This is a genomic window from Actinocrispum sp. NPDC049592, from assembly GCF_040675465.1.
Taxonomy (GTDB): domain Bacteria; phylum Actinomycetota; class Actinomycetes; order Mycobacteriales; family Pseudonocardiaceae; genus Kibdelosporangium.
The window spans coordinates 200,296-220,869 of record NZ_JBFAPA010000025.1 but is presented as its reverse complement, the minus strand read 5'-3'; the positions used below and the strand labels follow the sequence as shown (position 1 = coordinate 220,869).

Annotated in this window: 22 protein-coding genes and 1 pseudogene; 6 read left to right on the top strand and 17 right to left on the bottom strand. The window is 67.2% G+C overall.

All coding sequences use genetic code 11. The features are described from left to right. Nucleotides 1–2: 2 nt before the first annotated feature. The 16 genes from AB0J95_RS45870 to AB0J95_RS45795 all read right to left on the bottom strand — a co-directional run bounded on the left by AB0J95_RS45870 (nt 3) and on the right by AB0J95_RS45795 (nt 17,230). The gene (locus AB0J95_RS45870) at nt 3–1,979 is read right to left on the bottom strand and encodes a hypothetical protein (protein ID WP_364772385.1); all 1,977 of its coding nucleotides are present in this window, start codon (nt 1,977–1,979) and stop codon (nt 3–5) included. Then, nucleotides 1,972–3,369, bottom strand: coding sequence for a hypothetical protein (locus AB0J95_RS45865; protein ID WP_364772382.1), 1,398 nt, complete (start codon nt 3,367–3,369; stop codon nt 1,972–1,974). The genes AB0J95_RS45870 and AB0J95_RS45865 overlap by 8 nt, the downstream gene beginning before the upstream one ends. 23 nt (nt 3,370–3,392) lie before the next feature. Next, nucleotides 3,393–4,985, bottom strand: a complete 1,593-nt coding sequence (locus AB0J95_RS45860; protein WP_364772379.1) for a phage tail protein — start codon at nt 4,983–4,985, stop codon at nt 3,393–3,395. 4 nt (nt 4,986–4,989) lie between these two features. Further along, nucleotides 4,990–7,053 carry a baseplate J/gp47 family protein gene (locus AB0J95_RS45855; protein ID WP_364772376.1) on the bottom strand — a complete coding sequence of 688 codons (2,064 nt, stop codon included), beginning with the start codon at nt 7,051–7,053 and terminating at the stop codon, nt 4,990–4,992. Continuing rightward, entirely contained in the window at nt 7,050–7,451 is a 402-nt protein-coding gene (locus AB0J95_RS45850; RefSeq protein WP_364772374.1) for a GPW/gp25 family protein, read from the bottom strand. The genes AB0J95_RS45855 and AB0J95_RS45850 overlap by 4 nt, the downstream gene beginning before the upstream one ends. A gap of 6 nt (nt 7,452–7,457) precedes the next feature. Continuing rightward, nucleotides 7,458–7,832 (bottom strand): hypothetical protein, encoded by a 375-nt coding sequence (locus AB0J95_RS45845; protein ID WP_364772372.1) that lies wholly within the window; start codon nt 7,830–7,832, stop codon nt 7,458–7,460. After that, nucleotides 7,829–9,415, bottom strand: a complete 1,587-nt coding sequence (locus AB0J95_RS45840) for a phage baseplate assembly protein V (RefSeq protein ID WP_364772370.1) — start codon at nt 9,413–9,415, stop codon at nt 7,829–7,831. Before AB0J95_RS45840 ends, AB0J95_RS45845 begins: the two co-directional genes overlap by 4 nt. Further along, nucleotides 9,412–10,038 carry a hypothetical protein gene (locus tag AB0J95_RS45835; protein WP_364772368.1) on the bottom strand — a complete coding sequence of 209 codons (627 nt, stop codon included), beginning with the start codon at nt 10,036–10,038 and terminating at the stop codon, nt 9,412–9,414. Before AB0J95_RS45835 ends, AB0J95_RS45840 begins: the two co-directional genes overlap by 4 nt. A gap of 2 nt (nt 10,039–10,040) precedes the next feature. After that, complete coding sequence (locus tag AB0J95_RS45830; RefSeq protein WP_364772365.1) at nt 10,041–10,880, bottom strand: DUF4157 domain-containing protein; 840 nt, start codon at nt 10,878–10,880, stop codon at nt 10,041–10,043. 66 nt (nt 10,881–10,946) lie between these two features. Further along, entirely contained in the window at nt 10,947–11,390 is a 444-nt protein-coding gene (locus AB0J95_RS45825) for a hypothetical protein (protein WP_364772363.1), read from the bottom strand. 9 nt (nt 11,391–11,399) lie between these two features. Then, nucleotides 11,400–11,840 carry a phage tail protein gene (locus AB0J95_RS45820; RefSeq protein ID WP_364772360.1) on the bottom strand — a complete coding sequence of 147 codons (441 nt, stop codon included), beginning with the start codon at nt 11,838–11,840 and terminating at the stop codon, nt 11,400–11,402. A 7-nt stretch (nt 11,841–11,847) separates the two neighbouring features. Continuing rightward, complete coding sequence (locus AB0J95_RS45815; protein ID WP_364772358.1) at nt 11,848–13,755, bottom strand: phage tail sheath subtilisin-like domain-containing protein; 1,908 nt, start codon at nt 13,753–13,755, stop codon at nt 11,848–11,850. Between the two features lie 1,069 nt (nt 13,756–14,824). Further along, complete coding sequence (locus tag AB0J95_RS45810; protein ID WP_364772356.1) at nt 14,825–15,676, bottom strand: universal stress protein; 852 nt, start codon at nt 15,674–15,676, stop codon at nt 14,825–14,827. Nucleotides 15,677–15,869: 193 nt separating this feature from the next. After that, complete coding sequence (locus AB0J95_RS45805) at nt 15,870–16,388, bottom strand: GAF and ANTAR domain-containing protein (protein ID WP_364772353.1); 519 nt, start codon at nt 16,386–16,388, stop codon at nt 15,870–15,872. A 102-nt stretch (nt 16,389–16,490) separates the two neighbouring features. Next, entirely contained in the window at nt 16,491–16,760 is a 270-nt protein-coding gene (locus AB0J95_RS45800) for an ANTAR domain-containing protein (protein WP_364772352.1), read from the bottom strand. Between the two features lie 335 nt (nt 16,761–17,095). Then, on the bottom strand, nt 17,096–17,230 hold the full coding sequence (locus AB0J95_RS45795; protein WP_364772350.1) for a hypothetical protein: 135 nt from the start codon (nt 17,228–17,230) through the stop codon (nt 17,096–17,098). A 200-nt stretch (nt 17,231–17,430) separates the two neighbouring features. On the opposite strand from AB0J95_RS45795, the gene AB0J95_RS45790 reads away from it, so the two are divergent. Continuing rightward, the gene (locus tag AB0J95_RS45790; RefSeq protein ID WP_364772348.1) at nt 17,431–17,694 is read left to right on the top strand and encodes a hypothetical protein; all 264 of its coding nucleotides are present in this window, start codon (nt 17,431–17,433) and stop codon (nt 17,692–17,694) included. 89 nt (nt 17,695–17,783) lie between these two features. Continuing rightward, nucleotides 17,784–18,059 carry a DUF5994 family protein gene (locus tag AB0J95_RS45785; RefSeq protein ID WP_364772346.1) on the top strand — a complete coding sequence of 92 codons (276 nt, stop codon included), beginning with the start codon at nt 17,784–17,786 and terminating at the stop codon, nt 18,057–18,059. On the opposite strand, the pseudogene AB0J95_RS45780 reads toward AB0J95_RS45785, so the two are convergent. After that, nucleotides 18,060–18,245, bottom strand: a pseudogene (locus tag AB0J95_RS45780) (acyl-CoA desaturase); the annotation flags it as partial. Between the two features lie 339 nt (nt 18,246–18,584). Here AB0J95_RS45780 and AB0J95_RS45775 point away from each other — a divergent pair. The 4 genes from AB0J95_RS45775 to AB0J95_RS45760 all read left to right on the top strand — a co-directional run bounded on the left by AB0J95_RS45775 (nt 18,585) and on the right by AB0J95_RS45760 (nt 20,549). Next, nucleotides 18,585–18,776 (top strand): hypothetical protein, encoded by a 192-nt coding sequence (locus AB0J95_RS45775; RefSeq protein WP_364772344.1) that lies wholly within the window; start codon nt 18,585–18,587, stop codon nt 18,774–18,776. Nucleotides 18,777–19,358: 582 nt separating this feature from the next. Further along, nucleotides 19,359–19,718: an HPF/RaiA family ribosome-associated protein gene (locus tag AB0J95_RS45770; protein ID WP_364772341.1), complete on the top strand. Its 360-nt coding sequence runs from the start codon at nt 19,359–19,361 to the stop codon at nt 19,716–19,718. Between the two features lie 308 nt (nt 19,719–20,026). Beyond that, nucleotides 20,027–20,158, top strand: coding sequence for a hypothetical protein (locus tag AB0J95_RS45765; protein WP_364772339.1), 132 nt, complete (start codon nt 20,027–20,029; stop codon nt 20,156–20,158). 97 nt (nt 20,159–20,255) lie between these two features. Continuing rightward, entirely contained in the window at nt 20,256–20,549 is a 294-nt protein-coding gene (locus AB0J95_RS45760) for a hypothetical protein (RefSeq protein WP_364772336.1), read from the top strand. Nucleotides 20,550–20,574: the final 25 nt, after the last annotated feature.

Genomic DNA, 20,574 nt, shown 5'->3' with positions numbered 1-20,574 from the left:
CCTCAACCACCAGATCCGTGTGCTCGAGCCGCGGACATCGCGGCGTATCCGATGGCACGGTGAGCAGGCTCGCCGTGCGCCTCCGGATGCCGGAAGTTGCCCCGATCCTCCTCGGCCTTGTCCGACTCCACCACGAGCGGATGTGCGGCCGCGTAAGCGTCGTGCCGCACGCCGGTCACCTGCCAGCACACGGTGAGGTCCGGCCCGCCTCCCGCTATGGTGAACGTGTTGCCGGACAACGGTTTCGACACATGCAGGTCCGGCGCGGCCGCGCCGATAGGGGTGAGCTGGTAGCGGAACCGCTCGTTGAGCGCCCCGAACCAGTCGGCGAGTACAACGGTCGCCTCGCCGGTGACGTCCAACGTGACCTCGCCGTCGTAGATGGTCTTCATCTCGTCGCTCTCCACGGCGGAGTGGCTGAGATACCGGTTCTCCGGGTCGAGCGGGTGGTCGATCTTGAACTGAACGTCGCTCTTGGTGATCACACCCCGCACGTCCACATTTCCCACGAACGCCGCCGCGTATGGGCTGCCGAGTGCCCACAGCCCGTTCCCACCGCTGATGCCGACCGCGACGATCGCATGCGCTGCCGGGTTACTGACGACCGACAACCGCACGTCCGTGAAGGTTTCCGTTCCGACGCCAACATGGCCGGTGACGGCCAGGTTGCCCACGCCGGGGTCACCCCAATTGAGGGCGCCGCCGACGTTCATGCTGGCCGAGGACATCGGGTGCGGCGTGTGTACCCCACTCGGGAACTGCCCGTCCTGGTTCAACCGCAGGTAGGCGTCCCCGCTGGAGATGGCAAGCCGGCCATCAATTCCGAGGTTGCCGGCCACGTCCAGGTGGTGGTGCGGTTCGCTGGTGCCGATGCCGACCAGACCTCCCGTGTCCTGCAGAACGACTTTTCCGCCGCCGGATGCGGAACGGATGTACCAGTCGCCGGTGGATCCCCAGTGGATATGGCTCCAGTTCGGTCCGAGCGCGGGCTTGTGGAACGCCGCGGTGTTCCAGGTACTGTCCGGTGTCGGGTCGACGACCGTGAACGTCGCGTTCGCGTCGCCGGCGACGTGGCCCACGTTCAGGCTTCCAGCGGACAGCTTTGGGGTACGCACGCCGAGAGGGAAGGCGTTGTTCTTGTTGAGGTACAGGAAGTTCTGATCCATGGTGACCACAAGCAGGCCACCAATGGCGATTTCCTCAGGAAGATCGAGCGTCGCCGCCGGGGTCGCCGTCCCGATGCCGAACCGGCCGGCGAGCACCGTGAAGATCAGCCTGTCGTCCTCGGCGACGCGGCTGTAGAGCCGGAGCCCTCGGGTTCCGCCTTCGTCGTCCACACCGAGGTGGAATTTCTCCGCGTCTCCGACCGTCCGGCTGGACCCCGCACTGTCCACTAGAGAATCTCTGAAACCCAGCGCCTGCACCGTGATCCCGACCACTCGACGGGGCGCGACGGTCAGCGCGGTGACGTTTCCGGCGCTCAGGTCGACCGTGGCGAGCACGACTTCTTTGCCGTCGTAGACGAAACCAGCGGCGGGGCGCAGCCGCACCAGGGGAGTCTCATCGAGCTGGAACACACCGGTCGCAGTGTACGTGGCCCGGTCGAAGGTTTCGGCCCACGCGATGGTGACGAGTTGGACGCCGGTCAGGCCCGCGGTCGGCAGCGATACTCCGGAGGCGTCCGCCGGTATCGTGGTCTGTTCGTCGAGCTTGGCTTTTCCGCCCTCGGCAAGGCAGATGTGCCGCCCTAGAGTGTCCAGCGCGACACCGGGGGAGACGCGGATTCCAGGCGCACCAACGGTCGCCGTCACGGTGAGACCGGCGGCCACGCCCCAGTCGTGCAGCTCGGCGGCGTGGGCCCGGAGCACCGGCTGGAGATAGCGTTCCAGGTCGACGCGGCTTTCGGTGTTGCCTGTCTTGTCCTGGCGTGGCCGCCCGTTCGGCTCGATATAACTGGTGCGGGTGAGTTTCTCAGCCATCGCCGTTCACCGGCTCTTGTCTCGTGTGGTGTCCGAAACCGCGCTCGGCGGGCTGCCCATGCGCTTCCGGGTGGAGGAAGGTCCCGCGCTCCTTGTCGGGCTTCTCGGCGTCGACGACGACGGGATGGGCGACGGCGTAGGCGTCGTGGCGGACCCCGGTGATCAGCCAGCAGACCTTGGTGCTCGGTTCGCCGCCCGCGATGGCGAAACTGTTATCGGACAGCTCCCTGGACACGTGCAGGTTCGGTGCGGCGGTGCCGATTGGGGTGAGCTGGTAGCGAATCCGCTCGTTGAGCGCCTCGAACCAATCCGTGACAGTGACAACTGCCTCGCCGTGCGCGTCCAGCACAACCTCTCCGTCGTAGACATTCTTCATCTCGTCGCTCTCGACTCCCGAGTGGCACAGGTACCGGTTAGCCGGGTCGAGCGGGTGGTCGATCCTGAACTGCACATGGCCCTTGGTCAGCGTGCCGGTCACGGTCACATCGCCGACAAACGTCGCTGCCGAGTCTGTGAAGAAGTCCTTGTGAACGGCGAGACTCGTGTCCATCTCAAACGGGTGGATGCCAATCCCGATCCGATCGTGGACGAACAGGCAGTTTCCGCCGGCAGAGCCCTCACCGCCGATCGAAATGCTCTCGGTGAACAGTTGGCCATGGAGCACGCACTCGCCGAATTCCCCCGCACCGTTCAGCTCCAGGACGGACAACGCGTCGACATCCAGTCGAGCGGACAGTTTGACGAAGCCTTGAGGTGTTACGTGGAGTTCGGCGACCGTCTCGTGCGAGACTGTCATGTCGGTGCCGTTGGTGGTCAACGTCGCCCGGTCGAGCGCGATCAGGTCGCGGGCGCTTCGACGCAAGTCCGGGTCGAGGTGGCTCACGTTTCCGGCGTCGATGATGACCGCAGCGAGCACGACTTCCTGGTCGCCGTCGACGTCGATGCCCTGCCGCAGCAGTAGCAGGGGAGTGTCGTCGGTCTGGAAGATCCCGCTGGCGGTGAGCGCGGCTCGATCGAAGGTCTCGGCCCAGGCGATGGTGAGAAGAAAGACGCCGGACAGGCCCGCGGTCGGCAGCGTCACTCCGGTGCTGTCTACGGGAGTCGTGGTCTGATCGTCCAGCTTGGCCTTTCCGCCTGGGGCGAGGGTGACGTGCCGTCCTTCGAAGTCGAGCGCGACGCCAGGGGACACCCGCACACCTGGTGCTCCGACGGTCGCGTGCACAGCCAGTCCGGCCGCGATGCCCCAGCGATGCAGTCCGGCGGCGTGGGTCCGGAGGAGCGGCTGGACATAGCGCTCCAGGTCGACGCGGCTTTCGGTGTTGCCCGTCTTGTCCTGCCGGGGCCGCCCGTTGGGCTCGACGTAACTGGTGCGGGTCAGCCTCTCCGCCATTGTGTCTCCTTTGGACAGTGGGCCTACCCGGCGCCGATCGCGTCCAGGTATGTCGGCAGTGTCGACGCGGGACGTTCCCGGTCGACGATCTCGCCGATTCCGCGTACGACGGATCGCTGGTGCTCGGCGGAGGTGTTGTCCTTGTCGAAATGAACGATCACACCGAACTCGTGGGCCGCCGTCCGGAAGTTCCGCTCGCCGTCCACCACCTTCGGATCGTTGGGATCGCCGCCGTCGCAGAGGTAGGCGATGCCGTTGTGCAGCACCATTCCTCGGGGAAAGACCAGCTGGCCGCCGCCGGTCACGCTGGTGACACTCGGCCCGGAACCGAGGTGGACGCGGTAGACGGCGGCGGGTTCGATCGTGGTGCGCAGATACGGCTCGGTTCCGTGGCGATCCGGCCGGAGCCCGACGTCCAACACCAACACGCCACCGTCGGCGTCCTCGGCGATGGCGTACGGAGCGACCAGCGGGTTGGCCCCGGTAGCAAGCCCGGTGAGCAACGAGGTGCCCACCCAGTTCGCCGGGTTGCTCCGATCGACCGTGACCAGATCGCCGGGAGTGGCCGAATTCTGGTTGCTGGCGTCGCCGACGATCAGGGTGCCGGCCCGCGTGACCATCAGCGAGCGCGGCTGCACCAAGCCGGACACGAATCGCGTCGTGGCGACCACCGGATTGGTGGACAGGTCGAGATCGACAATGGCTCCGTCGCGATCGAGAACGAGCAGGTGGCCGCCATCCGCGATCATCGCGGCGGGGTCGATCGAGAGCGCGGGCGACACCGTGAGTCGTTGCGCGGCATGCACATCGGTGGACAACATTCGGAACAACCGCAGCTCGACATCCAGCACGAACAATTGCCAGGCTCCGGCACTGGCCGCAGCGGCCAGACAGATCGGCGTGGCGGGCGGCCAGTTGGCCGGTCCGAGCGGTGCGGGTGTCCGAGCCGGACCCTCGGTGTGGTCGGCGTAGTCACCGCTCCGGGTGATCCGCCAGACGCCTGGACCGGGCGGTTTGTCGCCGGGCCCGCCGGCGTCGCCGACCAGCAGGTGACCGTCCGGAGTACGCGCGACGCACTGCGGGCTGACCAGTCCCGAATAGGCGAGGGTCCCGTCCGGCCGCGGGTGCGCACCCTGCGACAGCAGCGCGTGCACGGCCGGTTCTCGGTCGGGCCGCAGATCGGCGAAGAGGATCTTGGCGCCGTTGTCGATCACGATGCGCTGCCGGGCCGCGGCGCCCGCGTAGAGATCGAGGTACCGGGCCAAGCCGTCCTTGGCGCCGCGATGCGCGTAGATTCGCACCATCTCGGCGATCGCGGTCCGCTGCTGACGCTCGTCCCATCCAGACTGGAGCTCGAGGCCGAGCCAACCGGCCAGCCACTCAAGGAATCGCTTCTCCGTCCATTCAGGACTGAGTAGGTCGGCGAGCGAGTCGATCGTCGGCCCGACGCCCCGATGGGTATGGACTTTCCCATCAACACTGTGCTCGATGGCAACCGAATCGTCGAGCCCGCTGAGGACTTTCTGGAATCCCTTCAGCAGCTTGCCGAGCAACGGCTGCTCGCCGGGCCACAGGACCGGCGGCAGGTAGGCGAGGTATCCGTCCCGAGAGCTCATCTCATCACTCCAGGTCCAGCGGCGGCACGTCCGCCTCGCCGAAACAGATCAGCTCGTAGTCGGCGACGCGGACGTGGGAGGCCTTACCCGTCGGCAGCGCGAACGGGCGCTCGGCCTGGGTGAACGGCCCGGTGGTCACGTCGTGATAGAGCGGAGTACCCGGGGTGAGGCCCAGGTCGGCGATGTAGCCGACCCGGTCGTCTGGCTTGATGGCCCGGTAGATGTCGGCAAGGTAGATGCTCTGGCCTACCTGCCATCCGTGCCCGCCGGGCCCGCCGTGCACCGGATGCAGGAATCGTTCGACTCGGGCGCTGATTGCCGCGTACTCGGCGTGGGCACTGGGGATCAGACCCTGGTCGACGGCCCGCTGGAACAGGATGGCTTCCACCCTGACGTTGATCGGCAGGTAGCGTGGGCCGGTGACCTTGAGCAACGCGGTCACATCGCGCCGGCTGTCCAAAGCAGACAGAACCTGATGGATGTGCGCGATCGAGGGTTCGGGGCGCGGTTCATCCCGGCCCAGATCCGGGACGATGATGACGTTCACGTTGCCGGGGGCCCGTTGCAACGTGGCATAGGTCCATGGCGTGTGATCGTCGTGCACCCGCGGGGGCAGGCACCGGACGATGACGATCTCGCTCGCGGCCTGCCGGGTGAGGAACTCGTAGTCCTCCGCCGTCACCGCGCGATCCCGGGTCCGCAGCAGCGTTGGCGCGCGCGCCTTCGTCTGCTCGATGGGCTCCTCGTCGACGCCACCGGTTCCCGGTACCGGGTTGGACACCGCGATCACGTTGGCAATGCCCTCGGCAAGGGTGGTTACCGCGCCGCGAATCACGTTTCCGGCCGAGCTGGCCGCGACGTACCGATACGACGCGGTGACCCGCAGGCCCGCCGCCGGCAACTCCCAGTCGGGGCTCACCCCGAAGGTGATCTCCCCGGTGACCGGGTCGAGCCGGTAGAACCGGCCGGGCCCGGTCGCGGAGGACGCGGCCATCGTCCACTCGGTACCGTCGACGGTGACCCGCACGTGCGCGTACGGCGATCCGCTCACCGGGATGGCATACACCGGACGGCCGCGCAGCGCGAAGGTCTGCCGGGTGCCTCCCGCGAGACCGAGGTCTTCCGGCGCGACCCGACCGGCGAGCAGCGCCGTGCTCGCCGCGACGGTGTTGAGGAGTACGTGCTTGACCTCGACGCTGATCCGGTCAGTGCCGCCGTCCGCCGCGCGTGGCGTGGTATTGGTCAGCCGGAGTCCGATCCACCGGCGGGTTTTGGTCGGCGCCGGCGGTCTGATCGACCAGGTCGTCGTGTCCTGTGTGGACCACGGTTTGTCGCTGGGACGCAGGCGCACCTTGCCCGCGCGGGTGAGTCCGCTCGATGAGTCGTCGACCACCGTGAGCGCGGGCCACCCGGTCGGGTCGAGCGAGCCGGAGGAGTACACCCAACTCGCGCTCACCGTCGCGCCCTCGGTCCGGCCGCCGAGCTCGGCGTACACCTCGAGCTCGACGCCGGCGAACCCCACGTCGAAGCCGAGCAGGATGCTGGCGGTCTCATTGGGCGCCAGCGTGACGCTGGCCCCGGAGGACTCCGGCGGCAGGAAGGTCCTCGATATGTCCACACAGGACTGACCGCCGCGCAGCATGGCGATCTCGACGGTGGCGGGCACGAGCAGCAACGGTGCCTCGGTCTGGAACACGACCGGCGCCACCGACTCGGATCCCTCGGTCTGCGCCAAAGATCCGGCGGGCACGGTGGCGCTCTGCCCTGGCAGAGGCGTGAACGTCAGTAGAGTCCGCGCGGGTGTCGCCGGCTCGCGGAGGATGCCGAGCAGGTTGAGGAACGCGACGTAGTTCTTCTCCGGGACCCGGTTGAGCTTGTAGATCAACCCTTCGACCAGCCACGCGAACAGCTCCACCAGCGTGATGCCGAGATCGCTCGGGCTCCGGTCTGTCCACTGTGGCGCGTACCGGTCGATCAGCGCGGTGGTCTCGGCAACGAGATCCTGCCAGCGTCGGTCGTCCAGATCGGGCGCGATCAGCCGGCCGCGGTCCGACTCGGCCGGGCTCATGACGGCGGCTCCAACGCGAACGGGAACACCAGCGTCTGACGCTGGTGGGTGCCTTTGATCCGGTAGTCGATGGTGATCATCAGCGCCCCACCGTCGACATCGTTGCCGACCACCACGGAGAGCACCTCGACGCGCGGTTCCCAGCGCCACAGGCTCGACTCGACGTAGTGGCGGGCCAGGTTCGCGGTCGCGGCGTTGTTCGGCGCGAAGGCGAGGCTGGCCAGGTTCGCGCCGAACGTCGGCCGCATCGCCCGCTCGCCGTGCTGGGTGCCGAGGATGATCCGGATCGACTGCTCGATCTTGTCCAGGTCCGCCGCCTCCAGGACGCCGCCACCCCGGCTGATCGTCAGCGGGTGGGCGATCCCGCGCCCGAAGTCGACGGTGCTGTCGGCTGCCATGATCACCTACCCGACCGTCAGCATCGCCTGGTTGGCGATGGCCGTGAGCCCGGGTTGCGGCCCGACGTTGGCGACGACGCCGTCGGTCATGCCCGCGAAGCCCGCCTGCGCCAGGACCGGCATGCCCCCGACGGTGAGCCTGGGCGCGAACCCGCCGGTCACGGTGAGAACGCTGGCGCACTTCTTGGTCAGCGGATTGGCCTGCGGTAGTGATCCGCACGTCGTCAGCGGACCCACCGTGGTCAGCGGCGCACCCTGAACACCATTGATGGTCAGCACGCCGGCTCCCGCGACGGTCAGCCGCGGCGACCCGGTCACCCGGACTGTGCCCGGCGGGTGGGCGCAGGTCACAGTGCTGGCAGCGGTGAGGACCGGGTTCATGGCACCAACCCGCTGACATCCATGACGCCCGCAACCTTGACGCGCACGTTCTTGGCCGTGATCTCGATGTCCCCGAAGGGCGTGAAGGTGATCGAGCTGCCGGCGATGTGCTCGATGACGATCTTCTCCGCGGCCGGGGTGTCGTCGAGGGTGATCGTGTGCCCGCCCGGCGTCTTGATCTTGCGGACCGTGTTCAGGCCTGGCACGCCGATGACCGGCTTCGGCTCCGTGACACTCCACAGGCTGCCGATCACGAACGGATGCGCGAGGCTGCCGTGTTCGAAGGCGACCAGCACCTTGTCCCCGGGCTGCGGCAGGAAGAACGCACCCGAGCCGGCTCCGGCCATCATCGTTGTGCACGAGGCGGTAATCAGGTCGGTGAGGTCGGAGAACCACGGGAAGTGGACGCCTACCTTGTACTGCAAGGGATCGGTGAACATCACCTCGCCGACCGCGACACCGGGGAACGGCTCGGGCCGGTTCGGCGGCGGCGTCTCGACCGTCGCCTTGCGCAGCAACTGCAGCAGGCTGGAGCCTGCTCGCTGGGTCACCTCGAACTGGGTTCGGTAGCCGCGCCCGTCCAGCACATGGGTGACTTGCTTGAGCCGGTAAAGCCCGCTGAATCGTTTGCCGACTCCGCGCACCGACACGAACGTATTGGCCCGCAGCGCGGGAATCCCGATGCACGAACCATGCGCCTCATACATGCCGTCCAGCAGTTCCTGCAGGATCGCTTTGGCCAGAGCGAACGCGTCGACTGGCGACTTGATCGGCCGCCCGCGCACGACCCGCCGGCCCAGCGCGGTCAGCGCGCCGAGCGCGGCCTCGCCGAGCCGCTCCACGATCGAGTCGAGGTCCAGCGCGGCCGTGGTCATCACCCCGACAATGCTCTGCGCGAGATCCTCGTTGTAGCCGCGGACGACCTGGATACCGGCGAGCCCAGCGTTGGACACCCTCGGCTGGAAGCTGGACAGGTTGGTGCCCCACTCGAGCACCACCGCCTCCGTTTGCGGGCGCGGGAACCGGAAGAACAGCTTGTCCCACCAGACGTAGACATCGAAGAAGTTGGCCGCCGCCCGTTCCTTCAGCAGCGCCATGTCCGTGGAGGTCTGCGGCAGGATGGTGTGGAAGAACGGTGACGGGTCGACAATCGGGATCAGCCCGTTCTCGAGCGCGATCTGTGCGGCCACCGCGGCGTCGTTGGTGAACCGGAACGACGGTCGATCCGGCATGTCGTGCCGCATCCGCTGCGACTTGTCGTACCCCGAGATCGTCAGGGTCGGCGCGCCCGACTCCGGAAATGACGGCTCGATCGATGCGATCTCGCCGAGCATCATCGGCTCCAACTCGTCGCCGTAGCCAAGGTGTATTTCGACGTTCTTGCCCAGTTCGAACAGCGGCGAGTCGGTGAATGCATTGTCGGCGTTGTCCAGCACGACGGTGAACATGTCGGCGAGCTCGAGGTTGTTGTCGTAGCGCACGCTGCACACCCGCCGGGAAACGTCGGCGGCCAGCGTCACGCCGCTGATCCGCACCTCGGCGCGCGGCGCGTAGGTATCCAGCTGGGCGATGCTGGCGGTCATGTCGTGCTCCTGCCCGGTATCGCCAGGCGCTTGCCGGGTGCCAGCCGCAGCGGGTCGTCGAGGTCGTTCGCCTCGGCGATCTCCCGCCAGCGCGCGGGGTCGCCGAGGTAGGTGGCGGCCAGGTTGGGCAGAGTGTCCCGCTCAGCGATGTTGTGCACGGTGGGTGGTCCGATGAACAATCCGGAGCTCACCTCAAGCTCGACCCGCACGTACTCGGTGAACCGGACCGACATGCGGGCTCGAACCGGGGTTCCGTCCGGCAGGAACATCGTGAAGTGCTGATCGGCCTCGGCAAGCACGCACTGCATGGCGAACCGGCCCATCACGAACAGCAGCACGGGCGGGGCGAACGTCCCCGGCGCCGGGTTCAGCAACGACACCACGCGTTGGGTGTGGCCTCGGACGTCGGCGGCGCGCTCGTAGGTATCGAAGAACAGCTCCATGGTCAGCGCCCGGGCCATACCTCGGACGTACTGAACGGGGGAGACAGCCAGGCCCGGCACACCGATCTCGGCGATCTCGTTGCGCTGCTCGATCCGGTATTCGTCGGGGTTGTACATCACCGGCACACGCTCACCGGAGTGCGTGTTGACGATCGTCGCCTTGGACAGCTGGACCGGCATAGCTATCCACCCCGCTCCATGTCGATCTTCACTTGGCGGAGCACGTCACGGTAGAGCTGCTCGCGCAACACCCCCGGGTCTAGGCCTTCCCGCTGCTGATCTTCTTGCCGGACAACGAGATCCCGGTTCCGGCCGGCCGTCATCGGCCGGCCGGCGGGCGAGTCGGCAGGAGCGGGTGTGGCCGGCGGCTGGGCGGCTGGGGGGCGGGCGGGCTGCCGGACCGGCTGGGTGCGGTGGGCCGTCGCGCCGTGGTACCCGTTGCGTGCCGGGCTCGTGGCCGACGTGGGCAGGGCGGCGCCCAGCACCGCCCTTTCCAGGGCGATGGCGTGGCTTTCCTCCTCGGCGGCACCACCTTCGGTCGCCCGATGGGTGGTGCCGCCGCGCTGGTCGGCCGTCGCGTGCCACGCCTCGTGCGCGAGCAGCGCGAGGCCTTCCGGCTCTGTTGGGCGGAATCGCCCCGTGCGGAAGTGGATCTCCTGCCCGACCGTGACCGCGTCGGCGCCGTGCGCCGTGGCGAACTCGTCGGCGCGGTCGTCGATGTGGATCGCTGTGCGTTCGATGCCGGCGCCGATCACCGGCCGAAGGCGTTGCCGGACCTCGGTGGGCATCGCAAGGGCGGGCTCGGCTGCCGGCGGCCAGGACACCGCGTCGGGCTCCACCGACCAGGCAGGTGGCACCGCCGCCTCGGCCCGCCGGAGCGGGCTGGTGGCTGGGGTCGGGAGACTGCTCGCCCGGTTCAGCATGGTGTCGAATGCGGCTAGCCAGCCGATCGTGGCCGTCCGGCGCGCTCGCAACTGCCTGACCCGTGCCGCCAGCCGCTCGCCTGCTGTGTCGGTGTGCACCTCATCCCCCGTCTGTCTGGGCAAGGACGGTCGCCAGCCACTTTCGGCGTTCCGTGTGGTCGAGGTTCATGAGCTCGGTGTGGGTCCAATGGACACGCTGTCCGAGGAGGGCGACCTCTTGGTAGACCCGCTCCAAGGGGTAGCCGACGATTCCCCCGGCGGGGACATCTCCGTATCGAAGAGTTCCTGGCAATGAGGGCACATCATGGTCGTGCTCGACCGAGCGAGCCCGTTGATCCGGTTGTACATGTCCTGCAAATATGTGAGATCCTGCGAGAAGAGGCCCTCGATAATCGCAGGATTGACCTCGGCAATGGAACCGAGCCGAACGATGACCCGGGAAAGCAGGATGACGATCAGATAGGTCGGCAGCGCCTGTACCCGGGGGTCTTTCATCGGCAGGATCTCGTCCGCGGCCGTCGCCAGCCGCATGACACCGTGGTTGTGCAGTGTCCCGCTCGAATCCAGGTAGCCCAACGGAAGCTCGAAATCGTGCTCAGTGGTGAACATGGTCATCACCTACGCTCGCGCGATTCCCTCGTGCGCGAGCACGAGGGTCTCGACCGCGATGTCGTTTCCGCTGGCGTTGAACGAGGGGCCCTCCCATTTCGTCGGCCAGGCGTTGATAAAATTCCACCGCGCCACCTCACGCCGGTTGGCCAGGTCGTACACCACGATCGAGCCGTTCTTGCGCTGCGGCCGGCCCTCGATCACCTGTGCCCGCCATGCCCACAGTTCGGTGGAGTCGGTGAGCCCCCATTTCAGCGTGATGTTGGTGTAGGTGGTCTTTCCCGGAAGCTTGCGCACCGTCACGTTGTCGCCGCCCTCCCTGGTCTCGATGACCTCGGTGGTGGCGTCGAGTCCGGTGCACTCCCGGAAGCTCGCCTGCGAGATCCCGTCCAGTTCGACCAGGAAATTGAAACTGGCGTAAGGGTCGACCCGAGCGCCTGTCTGTGCCATCGCGCGCCTATCCTTCCCGGACCTGCGATCCGCCCTGGGTCATGCCGATCCGGACCACGATGAATTCGGCGGGCCGAACGGGGGCGACCCCGATCTCGACAACGATCTGCCCGAGCTCACGAATGGCCGGCGGGTTGTTCTCGTTGTCGATCTTCACGTAGAACGCCTCCGCCGTAGACGCTCCGAAAAGCGCTCCCGATCCCCACACTCGGGAGAGGAATTCGGTGACCGTTCGTTCGAGACGCTTGCGCAGCGAGAGGTCGTTCGGCTCGAAAACCGCCCAGCGTAGCCCTTCCTGAATCGACTCCTCGATGAACAGGAACAGCCGCCGGACGCTGACGTATCGCCACGCGGTCTCGTGCGCGGGTGCCGTCGTTCGCGCACCCCACACTACGGGCCGCCCACCGCCGCCGAACACCCGCAGCACGTTGACACCTTCGATGTTCAGCTCACCCTGCTCGACGTCATCGAGCAGGCGACGCAGGCCGAGCGCCCCGGTGATGGGCTCGTTGGCCGGTGCCTTGTGCACCCCGCGTACGGCGTCGCTGCGCGCGAAGACACCCGCGACGTGGCCGGAGGGCGGAACCATCAGTGTGCCCTCGCCGGCGGGATCGGCGATCTGGATCCACGGGTAGTACAGCGCGGCGTAGCCCCGGTCTGAACCGAGCGCGGCGCGGTGCGCCAGCACGCCGGTCGGACCGGCATCGAGCGGGTCGGCGTTCTCCGCGCAGTCGAAGATGGCGAACCGATCTTGCAACTTTTCGCAGTGCGCCAACACAAGTTGCTGGATCGCCGGGGCCGCCGCGGCGTCCGGCGCGCACACCAGGCTCACGTCGTCGACCTTTGCCAGCCGGGCCAGCGCCGCGTCGTAGTCGCTCGCGCCGAGTTGGGTCAGGTCGTCGGCCACCCCGCCGGCCAATTTCGCGGCGTCGGCCTTCTTCGGCAGATTGCCGGGTGGGGCCGCCAGGTTCGGCTCCTCCGGCAGCGAGACCTCGACCAGTGCGGAGTCCACCAGGCGCTCGAAGTACCTGCTGTGCCGAGGATCAATCGACAGGTTGTCGAACCGCTCGACGGAGCCCGGGCCGGTGACGTCCAACGAGAACTCCACGGAGCTGACCTCGACCGCCGGGTCTTCCGGCTTCAACGTATACGTCTTAGTCAGTCCACTTGCGAGGGTCAGCACGTCGCCGCTGACCGTCTCGACCGAGACGAACTCGGACACGGCGCCCTGCTTGAGCAGCAACACGCTGCCGCGTTCGATACCCGATCCGGCGACGCGCAGCCGCCGCTGGTCGGCGACCGTGTCGGCCAGCCGTACGGTGGCCGCGGGGATCTTGGCAGGCAAACTCGTGGTGAGCGTCAGCTCCTTGCCACGCACTCGCGCCACCTGAACTCGCTGGCCACCGACATCGACGATGTCGTCGACCAGGAACAGCGCCGCGTCTTCCGGCTTCTGCATCGTCACCGTGTTGCCCTCGCCGGAGGCGTTGGCCGCACTCGCCACGAGGATCTTGGCGCCGGTGACGACCGTCGCCTCGCGCACCGCGACGGCGACATTGTGGCCGCTAGGTCCTTCCTCCCGTGCGGTGACCACCAGTGCCGTCCCGGCGGGAGCCGCTCGGTCGGTGAGCCTGAGGCTGGCCGGTCGGGCGGTGCCAACCCTGGTGATGTAGGCGACCGTCCCGCCGTTGTCGAAGAAACCCCGTACCGCGTGCGCGAGGTAGCGGCGCGGGCCGCTGATATAGGCGCCGAACGTGCCGGTGAACTGCGTCCAGCTGGTGACCTTGATCGGTTGTCCGATGGCGCCACGGAGTGCGGGCCCGATGAACGCCGCGGTACTGGTGCCCACCCCGGAGATCGGTCCGGTCGCCTGCAGCTCCTCGATGTAGACCCCTGGGGCCCGATAGTCCGGCATCGGCCCGTTCCCTTCGTCGACGAGTCGGGCACCCGTCGACGTTGGCAAAGCCCCGTCATCCCAGCGTCACGGCCACGTCACGCAACACATGTGGACTCCACTCGCACGTATACCGATCTGCGACCTTCCACGCCTGCCGGGCCATAACGGACGATAGGGATTGCAACGTTTCAATTACGGTGCGGATCGTAACAGCAGACTTCGGCTGCGATCAATGACGGCCGGGAACCCCTGCGCCGCAAGGATTTCTGGCTCGTGAGCCGACAACCGGCACCGGCCATCCTGCCGTCGATCACAGCCGCCGGGTCCTACCCCGGTGCCACTCGCCGGCTGGGGTGTGGTGCGCGCAGTTCCAATGCCGCGAGGTCGCGCAGAGAGCGCCGGGATCAACCAGAAGACCGTGCCGGGCCTGCTACACGAAGGTGGCATCTTCTCCGCGAACGGCGCGACGTGAGGTATAAGGCGGCCATCCGAATCACTCTCGCCGCCGTCCACATCGGACGAGAAGCGCCCGGGCTTTGACCCGGTTGACGCACCGGTTAGCCTTGAAGCGGGAACGAAGCCAACGCGTGCACCACGCAGACTTCTTCGCAAGAGTTACAACGTTTCCCGCCCCGGTCCCTGGCGGCAACCACACTCGTGGTCAGTGCGCCTAAGGGGCTGTGATGCCGAGTCGGACCCGTTCGCCGCTGCGCCCATTCGGTGCCCGCAGTGTCGACGGACTCATCGCGGCGACTCCCAGCGCTGGGCCGACAGCATTGGAGTCCCGGTCGTGATCCACAATGACACTCTCCGCAGGGCGGCACAGGACAGTTTCAGCTTGAGCCCAGAAGAACGGTATCGCGCCGTTCGCCTGGTGGCGTCAACGGCCAGCGATGCCGCCGATTGTCTGCTGCTGCTCGACGCTCTCGGTCTCGATCCGCACGACGGCCGATCGATGGCCAGTCGCCACAGAGAAGAGAAGGCGCGTCAGACACGGCCGGGCCGGCAGTTGCGCCCATACCCGAGCCGCAGGACGAATCGACCCTAAAACCATTGCCCAGCAAGGATTACCGCCAGCTGACTGTCTTCAGTGCCCGGATTCCGATCGTATGACCGCCACCGGGCAGGCCGAGTGGTGCAGCAGTGCCTGGGTGGTGGATCCGAGCAGCATGCCCTTCACGCCACCGCGGCCACGTGACCCGACCACGACGAGCTGGGCCTCACGCGTCTGGACGAGGAGGCTGTGCGCGGGGCGGCCGGGAGTGAACACGCGCTGCACCGACACTTCCGGGTACTTCTCCTGCCACCCGGCGAGCACGCGCTGCTCCTCTTCCTCAACGGCTTCGGGCACTGCCGACGCCGGTATGGTGTCGCTCCACGTGTGCAGGGCGACAAGGAGAACACCCAGCCACGATGCCTGTTCGAAGGCGAACCCGATCGCCGCCTCACTCGCCGGTGAACCGTCGATTCCCACGACCACCGGCCGGCCACGCTTCTTGGTCGAGTGCTCCGCGCGGACCACCACGACCGGGCAGTGACCATGGGCTGCCAACGCGACCGCCGCCGACCCGACAAGCAGTCCCGTGAAGCCACCAAGTCCGCGGGAACCCAGCACCAGCACGCGCGCCGCCCGGGACTCGGCGACCAGTATCTGAGCCGGCGAACCAGTGCGCAGATCCGTCGACACGCCGACCCCGGAAGCCAGGTCCTGCACTGACTCCGCGGCCTGCCGGAGCGACTCGCGACCTTCACTGGCCACGGCGTCGTACATCGTCTGCGGCAACGCCACCGGGGTGTATCCCCCGATCGCCACTGTGGCGTGTACCAGCCTGAACGGTGCCTTACGGCGCGCGGCTTCGCGTGCGCTCCAGAGAACTGCCTGCTGAGCGGACGCGGATCCGTTCACGCCGGCAACGATCGGCGGATTGGTAGTGCTCATCGGAGAACCTTCCATGGACTTCCGCTTTGGGAGGCACCGCGACCGCATTCGCGACTGTCGGCGCGCCCATCGAGCGAACGGCTTCAGGGTTGGTGTGGGCCTTGGCGCAGCTGGTCGTCGCCGATCGAGCCGCTGATGATCTGCGCGGCGACATCGCTCAGCCGGAGGTTGCGGCTGCGGGCGTAGGCACGCATCACCTGGAAGCTTGGTCCATCGGCAGGCCGGTGCGCTGGGCCAGCACGCCCTTGGCCTGTTCCAGCTGGACACGGCTGGTCAGAGCGGTCTGCAACTGGGTGGCCAGGAGTTCACGCGTCGCGATGGCACGCTCCTGCATCAGGCCGACCGTGGCCACGTCCGCCATCGCCTGGCCGATCCCCAGGTCCGCGTCGCTCAGCCGGCCAGGCCTGATCCGGAACAGGTTCAGCGAGCCGATCGTCTCGCTGCGCAACCGCATCGGCAGTGCCTGTACGGAGCGGAACCCGACTTGCTGCAGTTGCATGGTGAAGGCGGGCCACGCGGTCCGCATTGCGGACAGGTCGTCCTGAGCCATCGGGCGTCCCGACCGGAAGCAGTCCAGGCACGGGCCTTCGTTGTTCTGCAGTTCGTAGAGTTCCAGCAGGCGGGCCTCCTCGGCGGAGGATGCCATCACATGCGGGTCACCGTGTGCGTCGGCCAGCATGATCCCGGCCGCGTCCGCGTCGAGCAGCTGCACGCTACGGGTGGCCAGGTGTGCAAAAAGTCGATGACGTCGAAATCCGCGACCAAGGTGTCGGCCAGATCCACGAATGTGCTGGCATGAGTTGTTCCCTGCTCGTCATGGCCGTTCCTGCCGTGTCATACCGCCGAATGCGCTGTCATCGAAGCACAACTTGCGGTTGACCACATCAGCGGCGACGGCGGAGACCGTCCGGCCGGTCGCGTACGCGTGCGCCCGCAACCGCAGCAGCGCCTCGGCCAGCGTGATGCCGAGCTGGATCGTGATCATCCCGGTCGCCTGATGGACCTCGGCGCGGTTGTCGATCGGCTCGGCAAGCGGCGCGTGCGCGCGGTCATGCTCGTCGTAGTCCTGCAGGTGCAGGACCACAGCCGTCGCAGCGTCGGCGAAAGCCAGCGCCTCGTCGAGCTGAAGGGCGGTGAGCGGCCCGGGGTGTCACGGTAGAGATCCAGCACACCGACATGGATGGCGCCGACCCGCAACGGGAACGCGAAATCGCGCGGACACCCGCGTCCAGCACGGCTTCGCCGAATCGCGGCCAGCGAGCCGGCCCCGCCGTCCGAGGTCTGGTTCGAGGACCGGGCGACCACTGCCGGACGCTTCGACGCAAGGCCCCTCACCGAGCGTGAATTGCAGTTCCTCCAACTGCCATGCTCGCTCATCGGTGCTCGCCAGCACCACTCCGCTGGGGCCGTCAACGGTCATCAGCGCCACACGCCGATGCCACTGACAGGCAACACCGACAGACCCTCCAGACACAACCTGGCGGGCAGCGTGACCCGTTCCCCGCCACGGCGCTCGACCGCCGACAAGATCTCGGCGACCCTGCGGTCGTGCACGGTGCTATCCACTCAGACCGCTGAGGGCGTGGAAAAGGTACGGGTAGATGTCGAACACGCTGTCCAGCTCAGTGACCTCCAGCGGCCGCAGGACCGCCGGGTGCAAGCGACCACGCACACACTTGCTCCAACAGCGGTAGCCGCATCCTTGGCAGTGAACAGAGCGGTGAGGCCGGCCGCGCCGAAGAAGGTCACCCTCAGTGAGGTCGACGACCAACCGCGGGCAACTGCGCCGCAGGACAGCCAAGAGCGCGACAGTCAGCCGCGGGCTGGTGAACAAGTCCACCTCGCCACGCACCGCGACCACGGCCACCCCGGGCCGGACCGAATGTGCCGTGACAGTCAACGGAGTGACCAGTGGGCTGCTGGACAGCTCCACGGGAGCCCGCGGGTGGCAGCTGGACGGTACAGGTGCACGAACAGCGATCATGGTGTCCTCCTCGGTCAGGGCATTGTCCTATTAGGACGCTCCTGGCGGGGGCCTCGGCTGAAGGTGCTCATGCCCATGTGCGCAAGATCGAGGCTACGTCTGACGATCAAGCCGTAGTCGGTTGTGGACAGTCCATCGAAGACAGTCACTGGACTGCTCCGGACGAGGCCCGGGGAGGCGAACACCGTGGTGCTCACCGGGTCGGACCAGAAACAGATCCGGCTGCTGGTCGTGCCACCCGCCACACCCGGTGGTGTCGCTCGCGCGGTGCTCAGGTCCGTGTCCCGTCCGGACACGGTTGCCACCGTCGAGGAAATCCTTGCCAGCAATGGAGTTTCCCTCGACGAACAGCCGAAAGCAGCGCCGGTGACGACTCTGTCATCGCACGCCATCAGCTGATCAGTGCGTGGTCCTGGTCTTGAGTTTGCGCGCCAGGCGCTCCGGCCGGGGCCAGCGGACTTTGGTGGCCCCGCCCAGTTTCTCCAGCAGCCAGATCAGGCGGGCGGAAACGTCGATCTGGCCGCGGCCGACTCCGTGGCGTGCACAGGTGGAGTCGGCGTGGTGCGAGTTGTGCCTGAGCTTGCCGAAACCTCATCCGTGCTGGTCATTTCATGTGTTGTCGTTATCGACTCCGGCCGCCTGCCAGCCACGCGGTGAACAACGGCGCGGTCGGGCCGGGAAAGTTCCGGCGTCGCCGGCTCCGATGACCTCGCCGGAGCCCGGCCCGCGGACCCGGCCACCGCAGCCCGGAGCGGGCAGCACACTCTCCCCGGCGCGCCAGCACCACCCGGTTGCTGTCCCGGCCGGGCGGGCTGGGTGGCCGTACCCGGCCACCGACGTCGGTCCTCTTCCGTATTCCGCGGGGCGTTGGGATCACGTAGTGTGCTATCGCCATACAAGGCCCCCTTTTGAACAGGAGACGACATGCAGTTCGCACGTGAAGAACGACAGGGGCCGCGGCAAGTGAAGGTCCTCGACCGTGAAGATGTCGGCTTCGTTATCGACGAAGGCAAAAGCTTCGGCTCCGGTAACGCTCACGTTTACTGTGTCGGCGTTCACTTCCCGGACACCGGGGAAGTAAAGTTCTACGACAAGAGCAAGGTCATGACGGTCTGACGCCGAGCCGATCGACCGAGCAACCGCTGTCGGACGAACCGGCTGCCGGCAACCGGCCTACTGCGCGACTTCGTCGACCGATCCGGTCTGCGGAGCATCTCGCCGAGCCAGACTCCGTCGCGCAGCGGCATCAATGCGACGCGGCTGCTCCGCGGAACAGTTCGGTGTGCACACCAGGGAGTCGGGTCGGCAGCCTGGTGAGTTCGTCGGTGTCAACCACAGGGGAATCGGCCGTGCGGATCGACGCTGCTGCGGCACGCCGCTCGAACTCGTGGAGCACCTTCTCCTCCGCATTCGGTCGTGTCTCAGCCAAACTAGTGGTCACTCTCCGCATTCGCCAGGCCTGCGTCGGCGCGGCAGATCCGACGCCGGCCCAGGAACCTGGCGCGCCTGCAAGAGCGTGTCGTCCGGCGCCGTCCCGGCCCGGACAAGTAGGCTCGCGGGAACAACGCCCGGTTGAGTGACGTCGCCCGCGCGTCATCGCCGACCGAAGCCGATCCCGTCGTCGTGGCCAACGTAGGCACACCACCGAACCGCTGAGCGTCGGCGGCGAATCAGACCGGCCTTCGAAGGGAACACCGCGTGCACATTCAGATCAACACAGACAAGAACGTCCACGGCAGCGACGAACTGATCCAGCGGCTCGAGGCCGAACTCCAGTCGACGCTGTCGCGCTTCAGCGACCACATCACCCGCCTGGAAGTCCACTTGAGCGACGAAGTCGCAACCGGTGCAGCCAGCGTGGATCGGCGGTGCGTGATCGAGGCGCGCCCGGAGGGTAGGCCGGCGGTCGCGGTCACCCACCATGCGGGCTCGGTGGACGAGGCGTGCCACGGCGCCATCCGCAAGCTCGAAAGTGTGCTCGAGAGCAAGTCCGGACGGGCGGACCACCGCAAGGGAGGGGAATCCATCCGGCACATGACGCAGGACGGTCCGCGGTGAAGCGCGCCGGTTCTGACCGGGGATTTCGTGGTGTTCTGATCTTGACCACGGGTTCTCACCTGGATGATGTCGCGCGGCGGGCTATCCCCCCGGCGCGGCAGTCGGCCGACGAGGACAAGTGCCCGCCTGCGGCTGGTCGACCGGCCGGTTGATCCAGGCACGTCGGCTGGTTGACGTGGTCGGGGCGGCGCGTGAAGCGTTGCGGGTGCTCGGCGTAGGCCTGGTTGAGCATGGCCTGCCGCTGGGCTCGGATATGCTCGGCAGTGCCGAGGTGCACGGAGGCAAATGTGTCGCATCCCGATTCCGGAATGGCGGTGTTCGTGGTTGTAGGCCATGAAGAAGTGGTCACAAAAGGTGCGGGCGTCCTGCAGAAGCGCCAGTTCCTGCTGAGCGGAAACCTCGACGACCTGGAAGCCGACGTGATGGAGCTATCAAGCTGAGGTCTCCGGAGGAGGACTCTGTACCGCTCGAAAGTCATCGCTGCACGTCAGGCAGTGTACCGGCATTCGGCGACAAGTCCATTGAGGACGCGGATGCGTGGCAAACTCACGAGTGTTGTGGGCTGACCTTTCCGGAAACCGCGCAGGACTGCAGAACTACCGCGTCGAGATTTCCGGCGTCCCGCGCGGCGACGTCCGCGCGCTGTGTTTCGACTGGACCAACTTCATCAGCGACACCGAGGTCTGCGACCACCGGCTCTACCTGCCTCGCGCCGAGGCCTCCGAGACCGAGGTGGCCCAGTGGCCCACACCGAGGAAGACCGCTGGGCATGACCTTCGCCGCACTGGCGCCGCCCGGCGGATCCACCGTGCTCGGCGTGTGGCTCACTGATGACCCGGCCGCACCCACAGCACAC

Excerpts from the sequence above, each read along its gene's own strand:
- AB0J95_RS45870 (WP_364772385.1), bottom strand. The coding sequence starts at position 1,979 with ATGGCTGAGAAACTCACCCGCACCAGTTATATCGAGCCGAACGGGCGG.
- AB0J95_RS45815 (WP_364772358.1), bottom strand. The coding sequence starts at position 13,755 with ATGCCGGACTATCGGGCCCCAGGGGTCTACATCGAGGAGCTGCAGGCG.
- AB0J95_RS45860 (WP_364772379.1), bottom strand. The coding sequence starts at position 4,985 with ATGAGCTCTCGGGACGGATACCTCGCCTACCTGCCGCCGGTCCTGTGG.
- AB0J95_RS45850 (WP_364772374.1), bottom strand. The coding sequence starts at position 7,451 with ATGGCAGCCGACAGCACCGTCGACTTCGGGCGCGGGATCGCCCACCCG.
- AB0J95_RS45810 (WP_364772356.1), bottom strand. The coding sequence starts at position 15,676 with ATGAGCACTACCAATCCGCCGATCGTTGCCGGCGTGAACGGATCCGCG.
- AB0J95_RS45855 (WP_364772376.1), bottom strand. The coding sequence starts at position 7,053 with ATGAGCCCGGCCGAGTCGGACCGCGGCCGGCTGATCGCGCCCGATCTG.
- AB0J95_RS45840 (WP_364772370.1), bottom strand. The coding sequence starts at position 9,415 with ATGACCGCCAGCATCGCCCAGCTGGATACCTACGCGCCGCGCGCCGAG.
- AB0J95_RS45775 (WP_364772344.1), top strand. The coding sequence starts at position 18,585 with ATGCAGTTCGCACGTGAAGAACGACAGGGGCCGCGGCAAGTGAAGGTC.
- AB0J95_RS45820 (WP_364772360.1), bottom strand. The coding sequence starts at position 11,840 with ATGGCACAGACAGGCGCTCGGGTCGACCCTTACGCCAGTTTCAATTTC.
- AB0J95_RS45865 (WP_364772382.1), bottom strand. The coding sequence starts at position 3,369 with ATGGCGGAGAGGCTGACCCGCACCAGTTACGTCGAGCCCAACGGGCGG.
- AB0J95_RS45845 (WP_364772372.1), bottom strand. The coding sequence starts at position 7,832 with ATGAACCCGGTCCTCACCGCTGCCAGCACTGTGACCTGCGCCCACCCG.
- AB0J95_RS45835 (WP_364772368.1), bottom strand. The coding sequence starts at position 10,038 with ATGCCGGTCCAGCTGTCCAAGGCGACGATCGTCAACACGCACTCCGGT.
- AB0J95_RS45825 (WP_364772363.1), bottom strand. The coding sequence starts at position 11,390 with ATGTTCACCACTGAGCACGATTTCGAGCTTCCGTTGGGCTACCTGGAT.
- AB0J95_RS45765 (WP_364772339.1), top strand. The coding sequence starts at position 20,027 with ATGGCGGTGTTCGTGGTTGTAGGCCATGAAGAAGTGGTCACAAAAGGT.